This window comes from Streptomyces sp. NPDC014995 (genome assembly GCF_043080745.1).
Classification (GTDB): domain Bacteria; phylum Actinomycetota; class Actinomycetes; order Streptomycetales; family Streptomycetaceae; genus Streptomyces.
The window spans coordinates 308,880-330,144 of sequence record NZ_JBIBVX010000009.1; the positions used below are offsets into that span (position 1 = coordinate 308,880).

Below are 21,265 nucleotides of genomic sequence, written 5' to 3' on the forward strand. Positions count from 1 at the left end.
GACCCTCAGGACCCTCCACAGAGAAAGAGCAGAATGCCCCGCTTCAGCATCATCGTCCCGTCCCATGGGGTCGCGGGCCGGCTGCCCCTGGCGCTGGACTCCGTCCTCGCCCAGTCCTTCGGCGACTTCGAGCTGATCCCGGTCTGCGACGCGCCCGACGCCCCCGCCGCGTCCGTCGCCGCCGGGTACGCCGAGCGGGACTCCCGGGTGACCCCGGTGCACTCGCCGCCGTCGGCGGGCCTCGCCGGGGCGCGCAACACCGGGCTCCGGGCGGCGACCGGCGCCTATCTGCTGTTCCTCGACGGCGACGACACCCTCGCCCCCGGCGCGCTGACCGCCCTGGACGCGCGCCTGGCCGAGACCGGCGAGGTCGACGTCCTGTACGCCGAGCACGAGCGCACGCCGTGGTGGGAGGGCGAGCCGGTCAACCCGGCGGCCCCGCTGCTGGCGCGGGCACCGAAAGGCGCCTTCGTCCCCGCCGAGACCCCCCGGGTGACCGGCGTGCAGCTCCCGGCGTGGAGCGCGGCCTACCGGCGGGCCTTCCTCACCGAGCACGAGCTGGCCTTCCCCGCCGGCCACTTCACCGACGTCGGCTTCGGCGGCCTGGTCACCCTGCGCGCCGAGCGGGTCGCGGTGCTGCGCCAGGTCGTCGTACGGCATCTGCTGCGGCGGCAGGGCAGCCGGCTCAACCTGCCGGTCGGGCACCACGGCGAACTGCTGGACCAGACGGAGCTGGTGCTGACGCAGGCGGCCGGAGTGTCCGCGGCGGACGCCCGGCCGGGTGCGCTCTTCGAGGAGCTGTTCGCCGTCGTCCTGAAGACGGCCGCGCATCCGGCGCGGCTGCCCGGGTCCGCCCGGCGGGCCTTCTTCCGCCGGGCGGGCGCACTGTACCGGCGTCATCGTCCGGCCGGTTTCCGCAGGCCGGGCGGGAAGCTGGGGGTGCAGCACCGGCTGCTGGCGGCGGGGGCGTACACGGCGTTCCGCGCGCTGCGGGGAGCCCACCGGAAGGCGTCGGTCGCCGCCCAGCGCGTCCCCCGCCCCCGGGGGCTGCGCACCCGCCTGTACTACCGGCGCCAGCTGCACCGCCGTATCGACCCCCACCTGGCGGTCTTCTGCGCCTACTGGGGGCGCGGGTACGCCTGCAACCCGGCCGCGATCCACGCCAAGGCCGCCGAACTCGCCCCGCACATCCGCTCGGTGTTCCTCGTGGAGCCGGACCAGGCGCACACCGTGCCGGAGGGGGTGGACCACGCCGTGATCGGCAGCCGCCGCTACTGGCAGTTGCTGGCCCGGGCCAAGTACCTGGTCAACAACGCCAACTTCGCGGACGGCGTGGTCAAGCGCGAGGGCAGCGTGCACGTGCAGACCCAGCACGGCACCCCGCTGAAGAAGATGGGCGTCGACCAGTCGACGTACCCGGTGGTGGCCGCCGCGACCGGCAGCTTCACCAAGCTGCTGGGCCGGGTGGACCGCTGGGACCACAACCTCTCCTCCAACACCCACTCCACCCATGTGTGGGAGCGCGCCTTCCCCGGCTCGTACGAGCACCTGGAGTACGGCTATCCGCGCAACGACGTCTTCTACACGGCGACCGCGGAGGACGTGGCCCGCGTCCGGCGGCAGCTCGGGGTGCCGGAGGGCAGCACGGCCGTCCTGTACGCCCCCACCCACCGCGACTACCGGACCGGTTTCGACCCGGGCCTGGACCTGGAGGCCTTCTGCGAGGCCGTCGGCGAGGACGTCGTCGTCCTGCTGCGCGCCCACTACTTCTACGACCGGGGCGCGCGCCCGAGCACCGGCCGGATCATCGACGTCACCGGCCACCGCTCCACCGAGGACGTGTGCCTCGCCGCCGACGCGCTGGTCACCGACTACTCGTCGATCATGTTCGACTACGCCAACCTCGACCGCCCGATCGTCGTGTACGCCGACGACTGGGACGTCTACACCGAGACGCGGGGCGTCTACTTCGACCTGATGGCGGCCCCGCCCGGCCCGGTCGCCCGTACGCCCGAGGAGCTGGCCCGGGTGTTCCACGACGGCTCGTACGCGGATGACGGGTCGGCCGCGCTGCGCGCCGCGTTCCGCGCCCGCTTCTGCCAGTTCGACGACGGGCGGGCCGCCGAGCGCGTGGTGCGCCGGGTGCTGCTCGGCCAGCCCCCGGAGGCGATCCCGCCCGTGCGGCCGCTCACCGAGCGCGTCCCGGCCCCCGCCGCCGCCCCCCTCGTAAGGAGCTGACCCCCGCAGTGCCCCGCTTCAGCATCATCGTCCCCTGCTTCAAGGTGCAGGGCTTCCTGCGCGAGTGCCTCGACTCGGTCCTGGAGCAGTCCTACCGGGACCTCGAGGTGATCGCCGTCGACGACCGCTCCCCCGACGGCTGCGGCGCGATCCTCGACGCGTACGCGGCCCGCGACGAGCGGGTGCGGGTCCTGCACCTGCCGGAGAACGTCGGCCTCGGCCGCGCCCGCAACGCGGGCCTGCCGCACGCGAGCGGCGACTACCTCTTCTTCCTCGACAGCGACGACACCCTCACCCCGGGCGCGCTGCGCGCGATGGCCGACCGCCTCGACGAGAGCGGCGACCCGGACGTGCTGGTCTTCGACTACGCCCGCGCCTACTGGTGGGGCGGCACCCGCCGCAACGCCCTCGCGCACGTCCTCGCCGACTGCGGCGACGGCACCTTCACGGCGGCCGAGCACCCCGAGATCCTCGACCTGCTGATGGTCGTGTGGAACAAGGTGTACCGGCGGGACTTCGTCGAGCGGAACGACTTCCGCTTCCCGCCCGGCTACTACGAGGACACGCCCTGGACGTTCCCGGTCATGCTCAGCGCGGAGCGGATCGCCACGCTGGACCGGATCTGCCTGAACTACCGCCAGCGCCGCCAGGGCAACATCCTGTCCACCACCAGCCGCAAGCACTTCGACATCCACGACCAGTACGAGCGGGTCTTCGCCTTCGTCGACTCCCGCCCGGAGCTGGCGCACTGGCGGCCCTGCCTGGCCCGCAAGATGGGCGAGCACTGCCTGGACATCCTGGCCAAGCCGGACCGGCTGCCGCCGTCGGACAAGGCCGAGTTCTTCCGCCGTACGGCCGCGATGTTCCGTACGCACCGGCCGGCCGGGCCGGTTCCCGACGAGCTGCGGGTGCTGGAGGGCGGTTACCCGGCCTACCGGGTCAGGCGGCTGGCCGAGCGGGCCGGCCGGGAGCTGGCCCGGCGCGGGGGGCAGGTGCGGGGCGCGGCCGGGGCGCGCGTACGCCGGGGTCTGAGCGCCGTGCAGGCCCGGCGCCCGCTGGATCCGCACCTCGTCGTGTACTCGGCGTTCTCGCACCGGGGCGTGCTCGGTGATCCGGGGGCCGTCTACCGCACGGCCCGGGAGATCGCCCCGCAACTGCGGGGGGTGTGGGTGGTGCGGGACGAGGAGACGGCGGCGCGGCTCCCGGACGGCGTCGAGCACGTGCTCCTCGACTCCCCCGCGTACCGGCGCGTGACCGCACGGGCCGGCTTCTTCGTCAACAACGTCAACTGGCCCGGCACGCTGGTGAAACGGCCCGGCAGCGTCCACATCCACACCCACCAGGGCACCCCGCTGAAGTACATGGCGGCCGACCTGCTGGACAAGCCCGGCGCCCGGTACGGCGTGGACGTGCCGCAGATGCTGCGCCGCGCCGACCGCTGGGACTACAGCCTGGTCGCCAACCTGCACTCCGAGCTGGTGTGGGAGCGGGCGTATCCGTGTCACTTCACGTCGGCGCGCACCGGCAGCCCGCGCAACGACGTGCTGGTCGACGCCGGTGCGGGCCGGGGGGCGGCCGCGGGTGCGGGTGCGGCGGTGCGTGCCCGGCTCGGCATCCCCGCCGGTCACACCGTCGTGCTGTACGCGCCGACGCGCCGCGAGTACCGGCGGGGCGGGCACATCGACCGGATCGACCTGGCCCGGTTCGCCGCCGACCTCGGCGAGGACCACACCCTCGTCGTCCGCCTGCACCCGTCGCTGGCGGCCGGCCCGGCGCGCGGCATGGGCCTGGCCGAGCTGCACCGGCGCGGGATCCTCGTCGACGCGACGGACGAACCGCACGTCGAGGACGTCATGCTCGCCTCCGACGTCCTGGTCACCGACTACTCGGCCCTGATGTTCGACTACGCCAACCTGGACCGGCCGATCGTCGTCCACGCCGACGACTGGGACGCGTACGCGGCGAGCCGGGGTGCCTACTTCGACGTCACCGCCGAGGCGCCCGGCCATGTCTCGCGCAGCTACCGGGAGCTGGCCTGGCTGTTCGCCTCCGACAGCTGGCGGGACGAGGAGTCGGCGCGGCTGCGGGCGGCCTTCCGCGGGCGGTTCTGCGCGTTCGACGACGGGCGGGCCGCCGAGCGGGTCGTACGGACGCTGCTGCTGGGCGAGCCGATGCCGGAGCGGGTGTCGGTGCGGCTCCCCGGTCAGGCCACCGCCCGCGACCTGCTGGCGTCCACGTGAGGCTGCGCCCGCGGCCGCGCACCTGGGTGCTGGTCCTGGCCGTGGGGTTCGCGTTGCTCCAGCTCGCGAACGTCACCGGCCGGGCCACCCCGGACAGCAAGAACTACCTGTCCTACGCGCTGAGCCTGCGCGGCGACGGAAAGTGGGAGGCGGCGGCCGCGACCATCGACCACGCGTGCGAGGGGGCGGCCTCGACCGCCGCCCGCCGGCAGAGCGTGGACGTGGTCCGCTTCCATCGCGCCGACCCCACCGGGCGGGTCATGGCCGAGTGCCGGTCGCGGGAGTGGCGGAACGTCGGGGCGCGGCTGGCGGCGGGGCAGACCGGCGGGCACACGGTGCCGTTCATGCCGGAACGCTTCATGCGGATCTTCGAGGTGCGGCCCGGCTACCCGGTGTTCCTCGTCCCCTTCGTCACCGTGTTCGGCGTGACGTGGGGTCTGTGGGCGGCGGGCGTCGCGGTGACGGTGGCGGGCGGGGTGCTGGCCTTCCTGGCCCTGCGGACCCTGCGCGTGCCCACGCCCCTCTGTCTGACCGGGCAGGCGCTGTACCAGGTCCTGCCGTGCGGCACGACCGCCATGCGCCCGATGACCGAGGGGCTGATGCTGGCGCTGACGCTGGCCGCGGTGTGGGGGTGCGCGCTGGCCCTGGACGGGCGGGTGCGGGCCGGGGCGTGGCTGGTGGGCGGGGCGCTGGCCGCCCTGTTCACCGTGAAGCACTCGCAGGCCCTGTTCCTCGGGGTGTGCCTGGCGGGTGCGGGCGCGCTGATCGCCGTACGGCGCCGTCGGCGCGGCCGGCCGGTGGGGCGCGGGGTCGTCGTGGTCGCCGTCACGGGTGGGTGCGGGGTGCTCGGGACGGTGCTGCTGGCGCGGCTGCTGCACTACCCGTCGGAGACGGAGAGCCTCCAGGACCTGCTGACCCACCACTTCACCCGGCCCGACCGCACGCGGGTGTGGGGGGAGTTCTTCCAGCTCCAGGGGAACTTCTGGGTGGAGTGGCTGCGGCGCCAGCTGTGGGAGCCGCTGTTCCTGGCGGCGCTCGCGGCCGGGGCGTGGGGGGCGGTGCGCGGGCGGCACCGGGCGGCCGGTGCCTTCGTGCTCGCCGCCGCCTGCACCGGGTTCCTCACCCAGGCGGGGCATCCGGACATCAACATCTGGGGCGGCCGGCTGATCGTGCTGGCGTGGCTGCTGCCGGTGCTGGGCGTGCCGCTGCTGCTGGAGTCCCTGGTCCGGGAGCGGATCGCGCTGCCGGTGCGGGAGAGGCCCGACCGGGCTCACTCGATGAGGTGACGGTCGGCAAGGCCGTTGACCCGGGCGGGAACATACGGCCAATGCCTCCCATGTCCCTGCTTCCAGCGGTCCGATGAGCGTCGGCGTCCTCACCCGGCGTCCCGCGCGCGGTGCGACGGCGCTGCGCGGCGGGCGCGTGGGGCGTCCGACCCCGTACCAGGTCTTCGGGTTCCTGTTCTGGCTGGTGATGTCGCTGGCGTACTGGCGGGTGCCGCTGTGCTGCGACGCGGGCCAGCACGCGGCGGTCGTCGAGCGTCTGAAGGCCGATCTGCTGAACCCGCGCCATCCGATGGCGGACCTGCCGGGCGCGGGCAGCCCCTACTACTCGCCGTACGCGGTGGCCGAGGGCGCGGTCGCCCGGCTGACGGGGCTGACGGGCTGGGAGGTGCTGCGGGTCGCCGGGCCGGTGAACCTGCTGGTGCTGCTGACCGGGATCGGCCGCTTCACGCGCGTGCTGACGCCCCGGCCGTGGGCGCCGGTGCTGGCCCTGGCCGCGATGACCCTGCTGTGGGGCACCGAACGGGCGTGGTGGAGCGGCTACCTGGGCCTGATGTCGATGACCGGCAACCTCGGCTATCCGTCCACCTGCGCCATCGGGCTGGCCTTCTGGGCGTGGGCGCTGACGGCCGCACGCGCGCGGGACGGGCGGCGGGTGCGGTTCGTGGGGCCGGGCGGGCTGCGCGGCCTGCCCGGGTACGCGGCGCTGGGCGCGCTGTACGGGGTGATCGTGCTGGTGCATCCGATCACGTCGATCGCGGCGGTGACCGGGGGCGCGGCCTTCGTCCTGGGGTGGCAGCGGGGGTGGCGGCCGGCGGTGGCGCTGCGGTGGGCGGTCGTGGGTGCCGTGGCGCTGCCGGTCGCGGTGGCGTGGCCGTACTTCGACGTGTTCGCGCTGGCGGGCGACGGCAGCGTGGACGCGATGCACCGGCGACTGTACGAGCAGCTTGTGGGGCATTTCGGACTGGCGCTGCTGGGGCTGCCGGCGTTGTGGCTGCGCGGGCGGCCCTCGGCGCGCGACCCGTTGGTGCTGATGTTCGCCCTCGACTGCCTGGTGGTGTCGTACGGCTGGGTCAGCGGCCACTACACCTACGGGCGGATCCTAGGGCTCACCCTCGTGCCGCTCCAGTTCGCGCTGGCGGTGGAATTGGCGGCGCCCCGGCCGTGGGGCACGGGGCGCAGGGTGCTGGGGGCGGTCGCGGCCGGCGGGGCCTGCCTGGGCTTCCTCACCGTGCACGCCGGGGCGGTCGTACCGCGCGCACTGGATCCCGTGGGTTTCGAGCAGCCGCCGCACTGGCCCTCGTACGACTGGGCCGCGCGGCACATCGGGCCCGGCGAGGTGGTGATCACCGACGGGTACTACGCCGTCCACGCGATCGCCGGGTACGGGCCGAACCTCGCCGCTCCCGCCTGGCCGGACGCGGCGCTGGAGGAGCGGGAGCGGCTGCGCCGGCTCGCCGACGTCCGCGCCTACCTCGACCCGGCGTCGACCCGCGCCGAGCGGTGGGCGATCGCCCACCGCCACCGCGTCCGCTGGCTGCTGCTCACGCGCGGGCGGCCGGTGCCCGAGGAGGCGGTGGTGGTGGCGCGGAGCCCGCGGACGGGCGAGGTGCTGGCGCGGGTCGGGTGAGGTCCCCTACCGGGATCTGCCGGGGCCGGGATCCGCCGTGGCCCGGCGGGGCTCACTCGGGAGGTTTCCCGTGGGCCTACTCGATGACGACGTCGACCTCGATGTTGCCGCGGGTGGCGTTGGAGTAGGGGCAGACCTGGTGGGCCTGCTCGACCAGCTTGCGGCCGGTCGCCTCGTCCACGGTGTCCGGCAGCTCGACGCGGAGCGCGACCTTGAGGCCGAAGCCCTCGCCCTGCTTGCCTATGCCGACCTCGGCGGTCACGGCGGCGTCGCTGACGTCGACCTTCGCCTGGCGGCCGACCAGGCCGAGGGCGCTGCCGAAACAGGCCGCGTACCCGGCGGCGAAGAGCTGCTCGGGGTTGGTGCCCTGACCGTCTCCGCCCAGCTCCGCCGGCATGGCCAGCGCGAGGTCGATCCTGCCGTCGGAGGAGACGGCGCGACCCTCGCGGCCGTGGGTGGCGGTGGCGACTGCGGTGTAGAGCGCGTCCATGGATGAACCATCCCTCTCGGAAATCGGTGTCAGGGGGCGGCCGGCCCTCGCGCTTCCGCGTCCGGGCCGCCTCGCGACCCCAAGTAGAGCACACAATTAAATTGTGCACAACTAAATGGCGGTAAGAGCTACGCTGGAGACATGACCCCGACGTCGATCCCCGCCGCCGCTGCCGACGCCCCCGAGGAGAACTGGCTCCGCCTGGACCGCCAGATCTGCTTCTCCCTGCACGCCGCCTCGCGTGCCTTCAACGGCGTGTACCGCGTGATCCTCAAGGACCTCGGGCTGACCTACCCCCAGTACCTCGTGATGCTGGTCCTGTGGGAGGAGGGCGAGCTGCCCGTCAAGAAGTTGGGCGAGCACCTGCGGCTGGACTCCGGCACGCTGTCGCCGCTGCTGAAGCGGCTGGAGTCGGCCGGGCTGGTGCGGCGCGAGCGCAGCGCCCGCGACGAGCGCTCGGTGGTGGTCCGGCCGACCGAGGAGGGCACGGCGCTGCGCGAGCGGGCACTGCGGGTGCCGCGCCGGATCGCCGGCGCCACGGGCTTCGACCTGGAGGAGATCAGCGAGCTGCGCGAACGCCTGGACCGGCTCACCAGCGCACTGGACTCGGCGGCGTTGGAGGACGACACCGCGGAGTGGGACGCGGTGGCGAGGGAGGGGGCGGCGGCCGTGGAAGCGGCGACGATGGTGGAAGGGGCCACGGCGGTGGAAGGGGCCACGGCGGTGGACGGCGCCGCGGCGATCGGGGGTGCGGCGGCCGTGGAGGGCGAGTCGGCCGTGAAAGGCGAGACGGGACGCCGGTGAGGGCGGGAGCCGGCGGACGTCGGCTTCTCGGGCTGCCGGAATGATCGATCCCGTGCGCGCCGTGGGCGCCGTCGTCGGTTCTGCCGTGGGGGACGCGCTGGGCGCGCCCTTCGAGTTCGGGCCGGAGGGCGCCTTCTCCGCCCGTTTCCCCTCCGCCGGACACGGCGGCGAGATGTGCGGGGGCGGTGGCTGGGACCCGGGCGAGGCGACCGACGACACGCAGATGGCGGTGCTCGTCGCGGAGTCGCTGCTGGACCGCGGCGGGCTGGAACCGGCGGACGTCTTCCGGCGGTTCCAGCGGTGGGCGGCCGCCGAGCCCAAGGACATCGGCCTGCAGACCGAGGCGGTCCTCGGCAGCGGCGACCCGTGGGACATGGCCGCCGCCCTGCACTTCCAGAGCAACGGGCGGGGGGCGGGGAACGGCGCGTTGATGCGGGCCACCACCTCCGCCGTGTACTTCGCGGACCGGGGCCGCGCCGCCACCATGGCCGCCGCCCGCCGCCTCGCCGCGCTCACCCACGGCGACCGCGCGGCCTGGGAGGGCACGGCGATCTTCCACGAGCTGCTGCGGACCGCCCTGTCGGGAGCCGACCCGCTGGCCGCCCTCCCGGACACCCTGGCCGAGGTGCATCCCGACCACCGCGTGCGCTACGCGACCGTCCTCGCCCCCGACTGGCACCCCGACCTGGCCACCGAGTTCAACGGCGCCGTCTGGCCCTGCCTCGGCTCCGCCGTCTGGGCCCTGCGCACCACCACCTCCTACGAGGACGCCGTCCGCGCCGCCGTCGACCTCGGCGGCGACACGGACACCGTCGCCGCGGTCACGGGCGGCCTCGCCGGCGCGGTGTACGGCGCCGGGGCCGTCCCGGAGCGGTGGTCCCGGGTCCTGCACGTCCCCCTGCCCGGCTTCGGCGACCGTGTCCTGCGCACGGCGGATCTCCACGAGCTGGCGCGGCGGCTCGGGGAGTAAGGCGGCGCGGAGGGGGCGTCGCACGGGGGACGCGCGAGGGGACGGCGCAGAGGAGATCCCCTGCGGGAGCGCGCCAGAAGACGACGGCAGATGACGCGGCAGGGGTCGCCGGCGCAGACGCGGGTGGGGGCGCGGGTGGGGGCGCGGCGGCCGGGCAGCCGGACTCAGAGCGCCTTGATCGCCTCGGCCGTCGCCCGGGCCAGCGCGTCCAGGTACCTCTTGGGCAGCTTCGGGCTGCGGATCACCACCGAACGCCAGTAGAGCGGACCCGAGATCAGGTCGAGGGCCAGTTCGCGGTCCAGGTCCTCGCCGACCTCGCCGCGCTGCCTCGCCGCCGCCACGATCTTCAGGGCGACCCCCTCCTGCCCGTCCCGCAGCGTCTTCTGCATCGCCTCGGCGATCTCGGGGTTGCGGGCCGCCTCGGCCTGGAGGTCCGGGATGATCTGCGAGGCCACCGGATGGCGCAGCGCCCGGGACGTCACCTCGTACAGCACCCGCAGGTCGCCCTCCAGGCTCCCCGTCTCCGGCGCGGGCAGGCCCTGCACGGCGATCGCCGAGACGATGTCCAGGACGAGGTGCAGCTTGGAGCGCCAGCGCCGGTACACCGCGGTCTTTCCCACTCCGGCCCGCCGGGCGATGCCCTCGATGGACATCCGGGCGTAGCCGACGGTCGCCAGTTCCTCGAAGACGGCCGCCCGGATGGCTTCCGTCACATCCTCCCGGAGCACGGCCGCTCCCGCGGGGGTCCGGCGGCGCGGACGCGTCTGGGGCCCGTCGGCGTTCGTCGTCATGCGGACCAGCATAGGGCGTTGCGACGATACGGACCCGTCCCCACGAAAAGGTCGCGCGCCTCCGCGACGAACAAGGTCCCGGTCTCCACGACGGAAAACGTCGCGACTGCACCACGAAGAGATCTCGCCTCCACGACGAAGAAGATCTCGCCTCGACCACGAAGAAGGCCCACGGAGAAGGTCCCGCCTCCTCGCCGGGACGGTCTCGCCCCGGCGGCGGAAACGGTCCCGTCCTCGCGGCGGGGGAGGTCTCGGCGCCGCGACGAAACCCCGCCGCCGCGACGACGAAACGGTTGCGTTCCGACGCCCGATCGGCCTACGCTCACGTTGCGACGATACGGTCCCGTCCCGACGTAAGAAAACGTCAAGAGAAGCGTAAGGAAACGCCGTCCGACGGCGGCCGGCCTCACGCACACCCCCTCCCCCCGAGTGAAAGCAGCGGATGTGAGCCAGGTCCTCAGCACACCGCCCCAGACGCGGCCAGTGGTCCACGAAGACCTCGCGGCCCTCGCGGCCCGGCACGGCCTCTCGGTCAGCGGCGCCCGCCCGTCCCTGCCCGAGTACATCCGCCGGCTGTGGGCGCGCCGCCACTTCATCAGCGCGTTCGCCACCGCCAAGCTCACCGCGCAGTACAGCCAGGCGAAGCTCGGCCAGGTCTGGCAGGTCATGACCCCGCTGCTGAACGCGGCGGTGTACTACTTCATCTTCGGTGTCCTGCTGGAGACCAAGAAGGGCGTGGCGGACTTCATCCCGTTCCTGGTCACGGGCGTGTTCGTGTGGACGTTCACGCAGAGTTCGATCATGGCGGGCACCCGGGCGATCTCCGGCAACATCGGTCTGGTGCGGGCCCTGCACTTCCCGCGTGCCGCGCTGCCGATCTCGTTCTGTCTGCAACAGCTCCAGCAGCTGCTGTTCTCGATGGCCGCGCTGGTGATCATCCTGCTCTGCGTCGGCGTTCCGCCCGCGCCCTCCTGGCTGCTGGCGGTGCCCGCCCTGGTGCTCCAGTTCGTCTTCAACGCGGGCGTCTCGATGATCCTGGCGCGCCTCGGGGCGGAGACGCCGGACATCGCCCAGCTGATGCCGTTCGTCCTGCGCACCTGGATGTACATCTCGGGCGTGATGTGGAGCATCGACAACCTGCTCAGCAAGCACAGCGACCTGCCGGCCTGGGTCGGCGACCTGCTGCGGGCCAACCCGGCGGCCGTCTACATCGACCTGATGCGCTTCGCGCTGATCGACACGTTCACCGCGCGCCAGCTGCCCCCGCACGTCTGGGCCTGGGCGACCGGCTGGGCCCTGCTCGTCGGCGTCGGCGGTTTCATCTACTTCTGGAAGGCTGAGGAGACGTACGGCCGTGGCTGACAACACAGGGCTCACCGAGCCGACCGACGAGCCGATCCCCACCGTCGTCGCGGACGGCGTCGACATCGTCTACCGGATCAACGGCACCGGCGCCGGCCGCGGCTCCGCGACCGCGGCGCTGAACCGCATCCTGCGCCGCAAGCAGGCCGAGAAGGCGGCGGGCGTGCGCACGGTGCACGCGGTCAAGAACGTCTCCTTCGTCGCCTACAAGGGCGAGGCGATCGGCCTGATCGGCACCAACGGATCCGGCAAGTCGACGCTGCTCAAGGCGGTCGCCGGCCTGCTGCCGGTGGAGCGCGGCAAGATCTACACCGACGGCCAGCCCTCCCTCCTCGGCGTCAACGCGGCCCTCATGGGCGACCTGACCGGCGAGCGCAACGTCCATCTCGGCGGCCTGGCGATGGGCATGTCCCGGGAGCAGATCAGGGAGCGCTACCAGGAGATCGTCGACTTCTCCGGCATCAACGAGAAGGGCGACTTCATCTCCCTGCCGATGCGCACCTACTCCTCCGGCATGGGCTCCCGCCTGCGCTTCTCCATCGCGGCCGCCAAGGACCACGACGTCCTGCTCATCGACGAGGCGCTGTCCACCGGTGACGCGAGGTTCCAGGCGCGTTCGGCGGAGCGCATCCAGGAGATGCGCGCGCACGCGGGCACGGTCTTCCTGGTCAGCCACAGCAACGCCGCGATCCGCGACACCTGCGACCGGGTGCTGTGGCTCGAGCGCGGCGAGCTGCGCATGGACGGCCCGACGGAGGAGGTCATGCAGGCCTACGAGGCGTTCACCGGCGACAAGCCGAAGAAGAAGCCGCGCCCGCAGCCGGCCGCCTGAGAAGCCGCTCGAGCCGGCCACCCGAGAACCCGCTCGAGCCGGCCACCCGAGATCCGCCCACGGCAGCCCGCTGAACCCGGCTGCCTGAAGTGGCGCACTCACGCAAGAGGGCGCCCCCCGATGCCTCGGGGGGCGCCCCTCCGCGTGCCTACGCCCTGGGCCTGTTCCTTACTGCCCTGGGTCTGTTCGCTACGAATGCGTCCGCAGCAGCGTCCGCATCGTCCGCATCGCCACCGACAGGTTGGCCAGGTCGAACGTCTCCGACCCCTGGATCTCCTCCAGCGTGGCGCGCGCCCGCCCCAGGATCGCCGCGTTCCTCTGCTCCCAGGCCTTGAAGCGCTGCTCGGGGGTCGAGGAGCCGTTGCCGACGGCCAGGACGTCCGCGGTCAGCGCCGCGTGGGCCGCGTACAGGTCCTCGCGGATGGAGGCACGGGCCATCGACTGCCAGCGGTCGGCGCGCGGCAGCTCGATGATGCGGTCCATGAGCTGCGTGATGTGCAGACGGTCGGCGAGGTCGTAGTACACCTCGGCGACGTCCAGCGGGTCCTTGCCCATGCGGTCGGCCACCGACACGATGTCGAGCGCCGGGAAGGCCGACGAGAACCCGGCGACCCGCGTGGCGACCTCGTCGGGGACGCCGGCGCCGGTCAGCTCGTCGTAGATCTGCTGCCACCACTCCAGGTCAGCGCCGCGCAGCAGCTTCGTCAGCTGCGACCAGACCTGTTCGACGCGGTCGGCGAAGAAGTCGACGGTCTCGGCGATCAGGATCGGCTGCGGCCGGTTGTTGAGCAGCCAGCGCGTGCCTCGCTCGACCAGGCGGCGCGAGTGGAGACGGATGCGGGTCTGGACGGCGGCCTCGACCTGGTTGTCGAGGGCCTCCACCGCGTCCCACACGGGCGCCGAGCGGAAGATCGTCCGGGCCGCGGTCTGCGCCCGCACGATCTCCTCCAGCGAGGCGCCGGTCTCCTCCCGCAGCCGGTGCAGGTAGGTCGTGCCGCCGGTGTTGACGGTGTCGTTGACCAGGACGGTCGTGGTGATCTCGCGGCGCAGCGGGTGGTGCTCGATCTGCTCGGCGAACTGCTCGCGCAGCGCCGTCGGGAAGTACGCGTACAGCAGCCCGCGCAGGTAGGGGTCGTCGGGCAGTGAGGTGTGCAGCAGCTCGTCCGACACCGTGATCTTGGTGTACGCCAGCAGCACGGCCGTCTCCGGGCCGGTCAGGCCCTGGCCGGCGCCGAGGCGCTCGCGGATCTGGCGGTCGGTGGGCAGGAACTCCAGCGCCCGGTCGAGGCGGCCCGTGCGGACCAGGTGGCGCATGTAGCGCTGCTGGGCGTGGAGCATGTCCTTGGACTGGGCGAGGGCGTTGGCGATGGCCGTGTTCTGCGCGTAGTTGTTGCGCAGGACGAGCCGGCCGACCTCGTCGGTCATCTCGGCGAGCAGCTTGTTGCGCTGCTTGACGGTCATGTCGCCGTCGGCGACCAGGCCGTTGAGCAGGATCTTGATGTTCACCTCGTGGTCGGAGGTGTCCACGCCCGCGCTGTTGTCGATGGCGTCCGTGTTGATCTTGCCGCCGCCGCGGGCGAACTCGATCCGGCCGAGCTGGGTCAGGCCCAGGTTGCCGCCCTCGCCGACGACCTTGACGCGCAGGTCGGCGCCGTCGACGCGGATGGCGTCGTTCGCCTTGTCGCCGACGTCGGCGTGGGACTCCGTGGACGACTTCACGTACGTGCCGATGCCGCCGTTCCACAGCAGGTCCACCGGCGCCTTGAGGATGGCCTTCATCAGGTCGGCCGGGGTCAGCTTGGTGACGCCCGCCTCGATGCCGAGGGCCTCGCGGATGTGCGAGTTGACCGGGATCGCCTTCGCCGTACGGGGGAAGACGCCACCGCCCGCCGACAGCAGCGCGGTGTCGTAGTCGGCCCAGCTGGAACGCGGCAGTTCGAACAGACGGCGGCGCTCGGCGTACGAGGTCGCCGCGTCGGGGCGCGGGTCGATGAAAATGTGCCGGTGGTCGAAGGCGGCGACCAGCCGGATGTGCTCGCTGAGCAGCATGCCGTTGCCGAACACGTCGCCGGACATGTCGCCGACGCCGACGACCGTGAAGTCCTCGGCCTGCGTGTTCACGCCCAGCTCCCGGAAGTGCCGCTTGACGGACTCCCACGCGCCGCGGGCGGTGATGCCCATGCCCTTGTGGTCGTAGCCGGCGGAGCCGCCGGAGGCGAAGGCGTCCCCGAGCCAGAAGTCGTACGACTGCGCGACCTCGTTGGCGATGTCGGAGAACGTCGCCGTGCCCTTGTCGGCGGCGACCACCAGGTAGGTGTCGTCCTCGTCGTGCCGGACCACGTCCGCCGGGGGCACGACCTCACCGGCGACCATGTTGTCGGTGATGTCGAGCAGCGCGGAGATGAACGTCTTGTAGCTGGCGATGCCCTCGGCCATCCACGCGTCGCGGTCCACGCCCGGGTCGGGCAGCTGCTTGGCGACGAAACCGCCCTTGGCGCCGACCGGCACGATGACGGTGTTCTTCACCATCTGCGCCTTGACCAGGCCGAGGATCTCGGTGCGGAAGTCCTCACGCCGGTCGGACCAGCGCAGACCACCGCGCGCGACCTTCCCGAACCTGAGGTGCACGCCCTCGACCCGGGGCGAGTACACCCAGATCTCGAAGGCGGGGCGCGGCGCCGGCAGGTCGGGGATGGCCTGCGGGTCGAACTTCATGGAGACGTAGGCGTGCGGCGTGCCGTCCGCGGCCTTCTGGAAGAAGTTGGTGCGCAGGGTCGCCTTGATGACGGTGAGGAAGGACCGCAGGATCCGGTCCTCGTCGAGCGAGGCCACCTGGTCGAGGGCGGCGTCCAGCTCCTCCAGGAGGGCGTCGACGATCTCGTGGCCGGCGCGCTGCCGTTCCGGCGACATCCGCGCCTCGAACAGCGACACCAGCAGCCGCGTGGTGTGGACGTTCGTGCGGAGGGTGTCCTCCATGTAGTCCTGGCTGAAGGTGGAACCGGCCTGCCGCAGGTACTTGGCGTACGCGCGCAGCACCATCGCCTGCCGCCAGGTCAGCCCGGCGCCCAGCACGAGGGCGTTGAAGCCGTCGTTCTCCGCCTTCCCGGTCCAGGTCGCGGCGAACGCCTCCTGGAACCGCTCGCGCCCGTCGTCGCCGAGGTGGTCGCCGTTGCCGCCGCCCAGGGAGCGGGGGATGCGCAGGCCGAAGTCGTAGATCCAGGCGACGCTGCGGTCGGCGCGGCGCAGCTCGTACGGACGCTCGTCGATGACCTCGACGCCGAGGCGGTTGAGGACCGGCAGCACGGCCGACAGGGAGATCGCGTCACCCCTGCGGTAGATCTTGAAGCGGCGCTCGTCGGGGCCGGCGCCGACCGGCTCGTACAGGCTGAGGGCGAAGTTCCGCTCCTCGTCGAGCCGTTCGAGGTGGACGAGGTCGGCGACCGCGGAGCGCGGGGTGTGGTCGGCCTTGTAGCCCTCGGGGAAGGCGTTGCTGTAACGGCGCAGCAGTTCCGCGGCCCGTTCCTCGCCGAGTTCGGCGTTGAGCGCCTCGGAGAACGCGTCGGCCCAGGAGCGGGCCGCCTCGACCAGCCGGGCCTCGATGCGCTCCTTGTCGCTGTCGGACAGCTCCGGCAGTTCGGTGCCCTGCGGGACGCGGACGACGAAGTGCAGGCGGGAGAGGATCGACTCGGTGTTCCAGGCGGTGAAGTCGACGCTGATGCCGCCCAGTTCCTCCTTGAGGATGTCGATGATCCGCAGCCGGACGCCGGTGGTGTAGCGGTCGCGGGGCAGGTAGACAAGCGCGGAGTAGTAGCGGCCGTACTCGTCCTGCCGCAGGTAGAGGCGGAGCCGCCTGCGCTCCTGCAGGTAGAGGACGGACGTGACGATGGACCGGAGTTCGTCGACCGGCGTCTGGAACAGCTCGTCGCGCGGGTAGGTCTCCATGATCTGGAGCAGGTCGCGCCCGTCATGGCTGTTGGGCGAGAAGCCGGCGCCCTCCAGTACCTCGTCGACCTTGCGCCGGACGACCGGCACGCGCAGCACGGACTCGGTGTAGGCGGCGGAGGAGAACAGGCCGAGGAAGCGCCGTTCCCCGACGACGTTGCCGTCCGCGTCGAACTTCTTGACGCCGACGTAGTCGAGGTAGGACGGCCGGTGCACGGTGGCCCGGCTGTTGGCCTTGGTCAGCACCAGCAGCTTGTGCTCGCGCGCCTTGGCGCGGGCGTCGGCCGGGAGCCGCTCGAAGGAGGGGCTGACGGGGTGGCTGTCGCCGTCGGCGTGGTGCGGGTCGGAGCGCAGGATGCCGAGGCCGGTGCCGGGGACGGCGGCCAGGGAGTCGTCCTCCCGCAGCTGGTACTCCCGGTAGCCGAGGAAGGTGAAGTGGTCGGCGGCCAGCCAGCGCAGCAGCTCGCGGGCCTCCCCCACCTCCGGCGGGGCGAGGTCGCGGGGGACGGGCTCGTCCTCGAGCCGGTCGGCGATGCGCAGGGCCGCGTCCCGCATCTTCTCCCAGTCCTCGACGGCCTCGCGGACGTCGGACAGGACGCGCAGCAGGTCGGCGGTGATCTGCTTGAGGTCGGCGCGGTCGGTCTCGCGGTCCATCTCGACGTGGATCCACGACTCGACGTGCGCGTCGTGCGGGAGGCCGGCGGAGGGTGCCGCGGCGAGCACGTCGATGAGCTTGCCGGTGACGTCGCGGCGGACCACGACCTGCGGGTGGACGACGAGGTGGATGCCCCGCCCCTGCCGGGTCAGCTCGTTCGTCACCGAGTCGACCAGGAAGGGCATGTCGTCGGTGACGACCTCGACGACGGAGTGGCTGCACGTCCAGCCGTTCTCCTCGACGGTCGGGGTGTGGACGCGCACGTTCGCGGTGCCCTGCGGCCGGTTCTCGGCCAGCCGGTAGTGGGAGAAGGCGGCTCCGAAGATGTCGACCGGGTCGCGGTCGGTGAGGTCTTCCGGGGCGGTGTGCAGGTAGTAGCGCTGGAGGAACGAGAGCACGGAGTCGTGGTCCGGGATCCCCGGAGTGCCCTCGCCCGTCGTCCCGGTCGGTAGGTGCCCCCCGACCGGGCTGTTCTCAGCGACCCGGGCCGCCCTCTCGAGCAGCTCGGCCTTGGCTTCGTCCAGCTTGGTCTGCATTGTCCTCTGGCTCCTGTCGCGCGCCGTTGCGTGACGTAGAAGAAAGTACGGTCTCTTCTCCTGTGACGTAACGCCGTGACGCGGGGTCTCCGGTCTGCTCCGACGCTATGCCGCAAGGTGAGATGAGCGGGGGGTTATCAGCCATTCTCGACGCCACCCCGGGGTGTGACGCCGCTCTCGGCGCCGCCTGCTCCGGGGGTGTGTACGGCGTCCTGGGGGCCCTTGCGACCCCGGCCCGCCCGCGAGGATCAGCGACTGCCGCCCGGCCACGGATGTCGTCCGCGGTCACCGGGCGCGGGGCAGGGGCCACAGCGCCCCCGCGGGATATCGCGCTGATCACGCCACCAAGGCTATCGCTCCCGACCGGGGGCCCGTCATGAGCCGTATGTGTACAAAACAGGGGGTGGAAGTTTGACGTTCTGCACAGAGGCGGGGAGCGGGATGGTGTGTGAAGGGAAAAGTCGACGTGAGCCCCGCCCGCGGGCACTCTGAAAGCACCCACCTCTTGGCAGGGCCGCCCCCAAGAGGCACGTTGCTGGAAGAGCGCCCGCCCGAGAGGAGCCGCCCGACATGACCGCGAAGATCCTCATCGTCACCGGCGACGCAGCGGAGTCCCTGGAGGTCCTCTACCCCTACCAGCGCCTCCGCGAGGAGGGCTACGACGTCCACATCGCGGCCCCCGCCCGCAAACAGCTCCGGTTCGTCGTCCACGACTTCGAACCCGGCTTCGACACCTACACCGAGAAACCCGGCTACACCTGGCCCGCCGACCTGGCCTTCTCCGAGGTCGACCCCGGCCAGTACGCCGCCGTGGTCATCCCCGGGGGACGCGCCCCCGAGTACCTGCGCAACGATCCCGAACTCCGCAAGATCCTCAAGTCGTTCTTCGACGCGGACAAGCCGGTCGCCCAGATCTGTCACGGCCCCCTCCTCACCGCCGCCACCGACAGCCTGCGCGGCCGCCGCGTCACGGCGTACCCGGCGCTGGAACTCGACATGCAGACCGCCGGCGCCACCTTCCAGGACACCGAGGCGGTGGTCGACGGCACCCTGGTCTCCTCGCGCGCCTGGCCGGACCACCCGGCCTGGATGCGCGCCTTCCTCACCGTGCTGCGCGCGAAGGCACCGGCGACCTGACCCACCCGTACCCGGCTTCGGTGCGGCGCCCCCACGGGCGTCGCACCGAGGGGTCGCCGCACCCAGAAGGCGTCGCACCCCACCGGCCGCGCGCCCACGTCAGGCGGCCATCGCCTCCGCCACCTCGACGGCCTCCTCCAGCGTGTCCACCACCGGCACCCCCACCTCCTCGAGGCTGGCCCGGCCGTGCGAGCCGCCGGTGTACAATACGGCCCGCGCCCCCACGTGCAGCGCCGCCACCGCGTCGTCGGCGGCGTCCCCGATCACCACCGTGCGCTGCGGGTCGACCGCGGCCAGCGCCTGGAGGTGGCGCACCATGTGCTCCGCCTTGCTGCCCCCGGACGGTCCGGTCCGCCCGTCGACCCGGAGGAAGTGCGGCTCGATCCCGAAGCCGCGCACCAGCGGAACCAGCTCCTCGTGCACGTACATGCTCAGCAGCGACTGGCTGCGCCCCGCCGACCGCCACTGCCCGAGCAGCTCGGCCGCTCCGTCGGTGAGCGCGCACCGCACCCGGTGCTCGGCGTAGTACCGGTGGAAGACGTCGTCCATGACCTCCCACTCGGCGTCGGTGGGCAGTCTGCCCATCAGCCGCTCGTAGAACTTCGGCACCGGCACGCAGTACAGCGCCCGGTACCGCTCCAGCGTGATCGGCTCCAGCCCCAACTCGACGAACGCCGCGTTCGTCGCCCCGATGATCGCGTCGTTGTCGTGGAACAGCGTGCCGTTCCAGTCCCAGACGATGTGCGCCGACTTCCCCATGCCCGTAAACGTACCCGCCGCCACTGACAATCCGGAGAGCGCCGACCCGACACCCACGGGTCGCCGCCGGTCGCCGCCGACGGTGGCCTCAGTCCCCGGAGCCCACGAGGTTGGGGATCTCCTGCGTGGCGAACCACAGCAGCTCATGGTCCTCGGCGCCGTCCACCACGAACTGCGCGTCGTCGTCCCCGCCGTCCGCCGCCGGCAGCGCCTGGGCCGCCGCGGCCACGTCCGCCTCCGCGTCCCCGGCGTCGACGTGCACCGCGGCCGCCTTGGACAGCGGTACGGCGCCGGCCACCCGCACCTCGCCGAGCGCCGCCGGGTCGAGCCCACGGTCCGGATCGGCCACGGCCGCCCCGTCGGGCACGTCCACGGCGACCACGACCCGGCGGCGCGGTGCGCCCGGGTCCGCCGCCAGCAGCCGCAGCGAGGCGAGCGCGGCCCGGCCGAGGGCCGCGTACTCCAGTTCCTCGATGTCGTCGGAGAGGTACCACTCGCGCAGCGCGGGCGTGACGGCGTACGCGACCAGCGGCCCGGCCCCCAGCTCCCCCGTTTTGTGCGCCTCGGCGAGACCGGGGAGGGTCAGGGGGACGTAGACGCGCATGGTGGGCCGCTCTTTCCTGGTCGGAGACTCCGCTCGAGGCCCCGGGGAGGGCAGGTCCCGCACCTCCGGAGCGCCTTCAGGATACGTGCGGGAGTCCCCTTTCGGGCCCCCGCCGAACCCCCCGCACCCGTCAACCCCACGGCCCCCGCCTCACCCCGCGCCCGCCCGCCCGCTCGCCGTTTCCGGCCCTCCGGTCACCCTGATAGGTGAATCTCCCCGGACCCCTCCAGAGACTCCCCGCGCGCTTGCCGTCACGGACCGCGCCCCCGTACAAGATCCGCAACAGAAAGTTACCGCCCGGTAGAAACAGTGGCCGGGCCAACGGAACGGGGACACCCATGAACAAGGTCATGACCAGGGCCCAGCACACCCCCGGCACCCGCCCGCCGGGCCGCCGCGACACCCGCCGCCCCACCGGCACCCCACCCCGCACCACACCCCACGGCAGCCGCCCACCCGGAACACCCGGCAGCTCCCCCCGCACCCGCCCCACCGACAACCGCCCCGCGACCACCAGCACCCCCACCGCCGCGCCCCGCACGACCCCGCGGCCCAGCTCCCCCACCGTCGCGGGCCGCAGGCCCCCCGCCCAGCCCCCGCACCCCCACCCCCGCCCCACCGACCTCTTCGCCGACCGCCTCCTCGCCGTCCTCAGCGGGCAACGCCCCGTCCACTCCATGCTCCGCCACACCCTCGGCCGCGCCTACGACGACCTGGCACACCTCGCCGAACGCGGTCCCCTGCGCACCACCCGTGGCACCCGCCCCGTCATCCGCGACATCGGCTACGACATGCCCCGCCCCGGCGCCATCGAGGCCTTCGCCCGCATCGGTGCCGGCGACCGCCTGCGCGCGATGGCCTTCCGCCTGGAACTCGGCACCGACCACCGCTGGCGCTGCACCGCCGTCGAACTGGGCGGCCCCCGCAGGCCACCCATGACGGAGGACTGACCCCGGAAAAGCAGAAGGGCCGGACCACCCTCGGGTGACCCG

General features: G+C 72.8%; 14 protein-coding genes and 1 pseudogene. 10 read left to right on the forward strand and 5 right to left on the reverse strand.

Going from position 1 to position 21,265, the window contains the following annotated elements; genetic code table 11:
• The first annotated feature begins 33 nt into the window (after window positions 1-33).
• From ACF1A1_RS20380 to ACF1A1_RS20395, 4 genes are all read left to right on the forward strand, one after another.
• Entirely contained in the window at window positions 34-2,238 is a 2,205-nt protein-coding gene (locus ACF1A1_RS20380; protein ID WP_392001547.1) for a CDP-glycerol glycerophosphotransferase family protein, read from the forward strand.
• 8 nt (window positions 2,239-2,246) lie between these two features.
• Entirely contained in the window at window positions 2,247-4,478 is a 2,232-nt protein-coding gene (locus ACF1A1_RS20385) for a CDP-glycerol glycerophosphotransferase family protein (RefSeq protein WP_392001548.1), read from the forward strand.
• 2 nt (window positions 4,479-4,480) lie between these two features.
• On the forward strand, window positions 4,481-5,764 hold the full coding sequence (locus ACF1A1_RS20390; protein ID WP_392001605.1) for a hypothetical protein: 1,284 nt from the start codon (window positions 4,481-4,483) through the stop codon (window positions 5,762-5,764).
• A 73-nt stretch (window positions 5,765-5,837) separates the two neighbouring features.
• The gene (locus ACF1A1_RS20395) at window positions 5,838-7,391 is read left to right on the forward strand and encodes a hypothetical protein (RefSeq protein ID WP_392001550.1); all 1,554 of its coding nucleotides are present in this window, start codon (window positions 5,838-5,840) and stop codon (window positions 7,389-7,391) included.
• A 76-nt stretch (window positions 7,392-7,467) separates the two neighbouring features.
• On the opposite strand, the gene ACF1A1_RS20400 is transcribed toward ACF1A1_RS20395, so the two are convergent.
• On the reverse strand, window positions 7,468-7,881 hold the full coding sequence (locus ACF1A1_RS20400) for an organic hydroperoxide resistance protein (RefSeq protein WP_392001552.1): 414 nt from the start codon (window positions 7,879-7,881) through the stop codon (window positions 7,468-7,470).
• 141 nt (window positions 7,882-8,022) lie between these two features.
• On the opposite strand from ACF1A1_RS20400, the pseudogene ACF1A1_RS20405 reads away from it, so the two are divergent.
• A pseudogene (locus ACF1A1_RS20405) lies at window positions 8,023-8,502 on the forward strand (MarR family winged helix-turn-helix transcriptional regulator); the annotation flags it as partial.
• A gap of 223 nt (window positions 8,503-8,725) precedes the next feature.
• A complete protein-coding gene (locus ACF1A1_RS20410) occupies window positions 8,726-9,655 on the forward strand; it encodes an ADP-ribosylglycohydrolase family protein (RefSeq protein WP_392001554.1) in 930 nt (309 codons plus the stop codon).
• 164 nt (window positions 9,656-9,819) lie between these two features.
• Here ACF1A1_RS20410 and ACF1A1_RS20415 read toward each other — a convergent pair whose 3' ends face one another.
• Window positions 9,820-10,446, reverse strand: a complete 627-nt coding sequence (locus tag ACF1A1_RS20415) for a TetR/AcrR family transcriptional regulator (RefSeq protein WP_392001555.1) — start codon at window positions 10,444-10,446, stop codon at window positions 9,820-9,822.
• A gap of 444 nt (window positions 10,447-10,890) precedes the next feature.
• Between ACF1A1_RS20415 and ACF1A1_RS20420 the strand changes: the two genes are divergently transcribed.
• Both ACF1A1_RS20420 and ACF1A1_RS20425 read left to right on the forward strand, forming a co-directional pair.
• Window positions 10,891-11,808 (forward strand): ABC transporter permease, encoded by a 918-nt coding sequence (locus tag ACF1A1_RS20420; protein WP_392001557.1) that lies wholly within the window; start codon window positions 10,891-10,893, stop codon window positions 11,806-11,808.
• Window positions 11,801-12,640, forward strand: a complete 840-nt coding sequence (locus ACF1A1_RS20425; protein WP_392001558.1) for an ABC transporter ATP-binding protein — start codon at window positions 11,801-11,803, stop codon at window positions 12,638-12,640. Before ACF1A1_RS20420 ends, ACF1A1_RS20425 begins: the two co-directional genes overlap by 8 nt.
• Before the next feature lie 189 nt (window positions 12,641-12,829).
• Here ACF1A1_RS20425 and ACF1A1_RS20430 read toward each other — a convergent pair whose 3' ends face one another.
• On the reverse strand, window positions 12,830-17,773 hold the full coding sequence (locus ACF1A1_RS20430; protein ID WP_392001560.1) for an NAD-glutamate dehydrogenase: 4,944 nt from the start codon (window positions 17,771-17,773) through the stop codon (window positions 12,830-12,832).
• A 570-nt stretch (window positions 17,774-18,343) separates the two neighbouring features.
• Between ACF1A1_RS20430 and ACF1A1_RS20435 the strand changes: the two genes are divergently transcribed.
• Window positions 18,344-18,910: a DJ-1/PfpI family protein gene (locus tag ACF1A1_RS20435; RefSeq protein WP_392001562.1), complete on the forward strand. Its 567-nt coding sequence runs from the start codon at window positions 18,344-18,346 to the stop codon at window positions 18,908-18,910.
• A gap of 99 nt (window positions 18,911-19,009) precedes the next feature.
• On the opposite strand, the gene ACF1A1_RS20440 is transcribed toward ACF1A1_RS20435, so the two are convergent.
• Complete coding sequence (locus ACF1A1_RS20440; RefSeq protein ID WP_392001564.1) at window positions 19,010-19,669, reverse strand: HAD family hydrolase; 660 nt, start codon at window positions 19,667-19,669, stop codon at window positions 19,010-19,012.
• An 88-nt stretch (window positions 19,670-19,757) separates the two neighbouring features.
• Window positions 19,758-20,273, reverse strand: coding sequence for a DUF6912 family protein (locus ACF1A1_RS20445; protein WP_392001566.1), 516 nt, complete (start codon window positions 20,271-20,273; stop codon window positions 19,758-19,760).
• Between the two features lie 338 nt (window positions 20,274-20,611).
• Here ACF1A1_RS20445 and ACF1A1_RS20450 point away from each other — a divergent pair, with 338 nt between their 5' ends.
• Entirely contained in the window at window positions 20,612-21,223 is a 612-nt protein-coding gene (locus ACF1A1_RS20450) for an Rv3235 family protein (protein WP_392001567.1), read from the forward strand.
• Window positions 21,224-21,265 lie beyond the last annotated feature (42 nt).

Excerpts from the sequence above, each read along its gene's own strand:
- ACF1A1_RS20450 (WP_392001567.1), top strand. The coding sequence starts at position 20,612 with ATGAACAAGGTCATGACCAGGGCCCAGCACACCCCCGGCACCCGCCCG.
- ACF1A1_RS20415 (WP_392001555.1), bottom strand. The coding sequence starts at position 10,446 with ATGACGACGAACGCCGACGGGCCCCAGACGCGTCCGCGCCGCCGGACC.
- ACF1A1_RS20400 (WP_392001552.1), bottom strand. The coding sequence starts at position 7,881 with ATGGACGCGCTCTACACCGCAGTCGCCACCGCCACCCACGGCCGCGAG.
- ACF1A1_RS20380 (WP_392001547.1), top strand. The coding sequence starts at position 34 with ATGCCCCGCTTCAGCATCATCGTCCCGTCCCATGGGGTCGCGGGCCGG.
- ACF1A1_RS20410 (WP_392001554.1), top strand. The coding sequence starts at position 8,726 with ATGATCGATCCCGTGCGCGCCGTGGGCGCCGTCGTCGGTTCTGCCGTG.
- ACF1A1_RS20435 (WP_392001562.1), top strand. The coding sequence starts at position 18,344 with ATGACCGCGAAGATCCTCATCGTCACCGGCGACGCAGCGGAGTCCCTG.
- ACF1A1_RS20430 (WP_392001560.1), bottom strand. The coding sequence starts at position 17,773 with ATGCAGACCAAGCTGGACGAAGCCAAGGCCGAGCTGCTCGAGAGGGCG.
- ACF1A1_RS20440 (WP_392001564.1), bottom strand. The coding sequence starts at position 19,669 with ATGGGGAAGTCGGCGCACATCGTCTGGGACTGGAACGGCACGCTGTTC.
- ACF1A1_RS20445 (WP_392001566.1), bottom strand. The coding sequence starts at position 20,273 with ATGCGCGTCTACGTCCCCCTGACCCTCCCCGGTCTCGCCGAGGCGCAC.
- ACF1A1_RS20395 (WP_392001550.1), top strand. The coding sequence starts at position 5,838 with ATGAGCGTCGGCGTCCTCACCCGGCGTCCCGCGCGCGGTGCGACGGCG.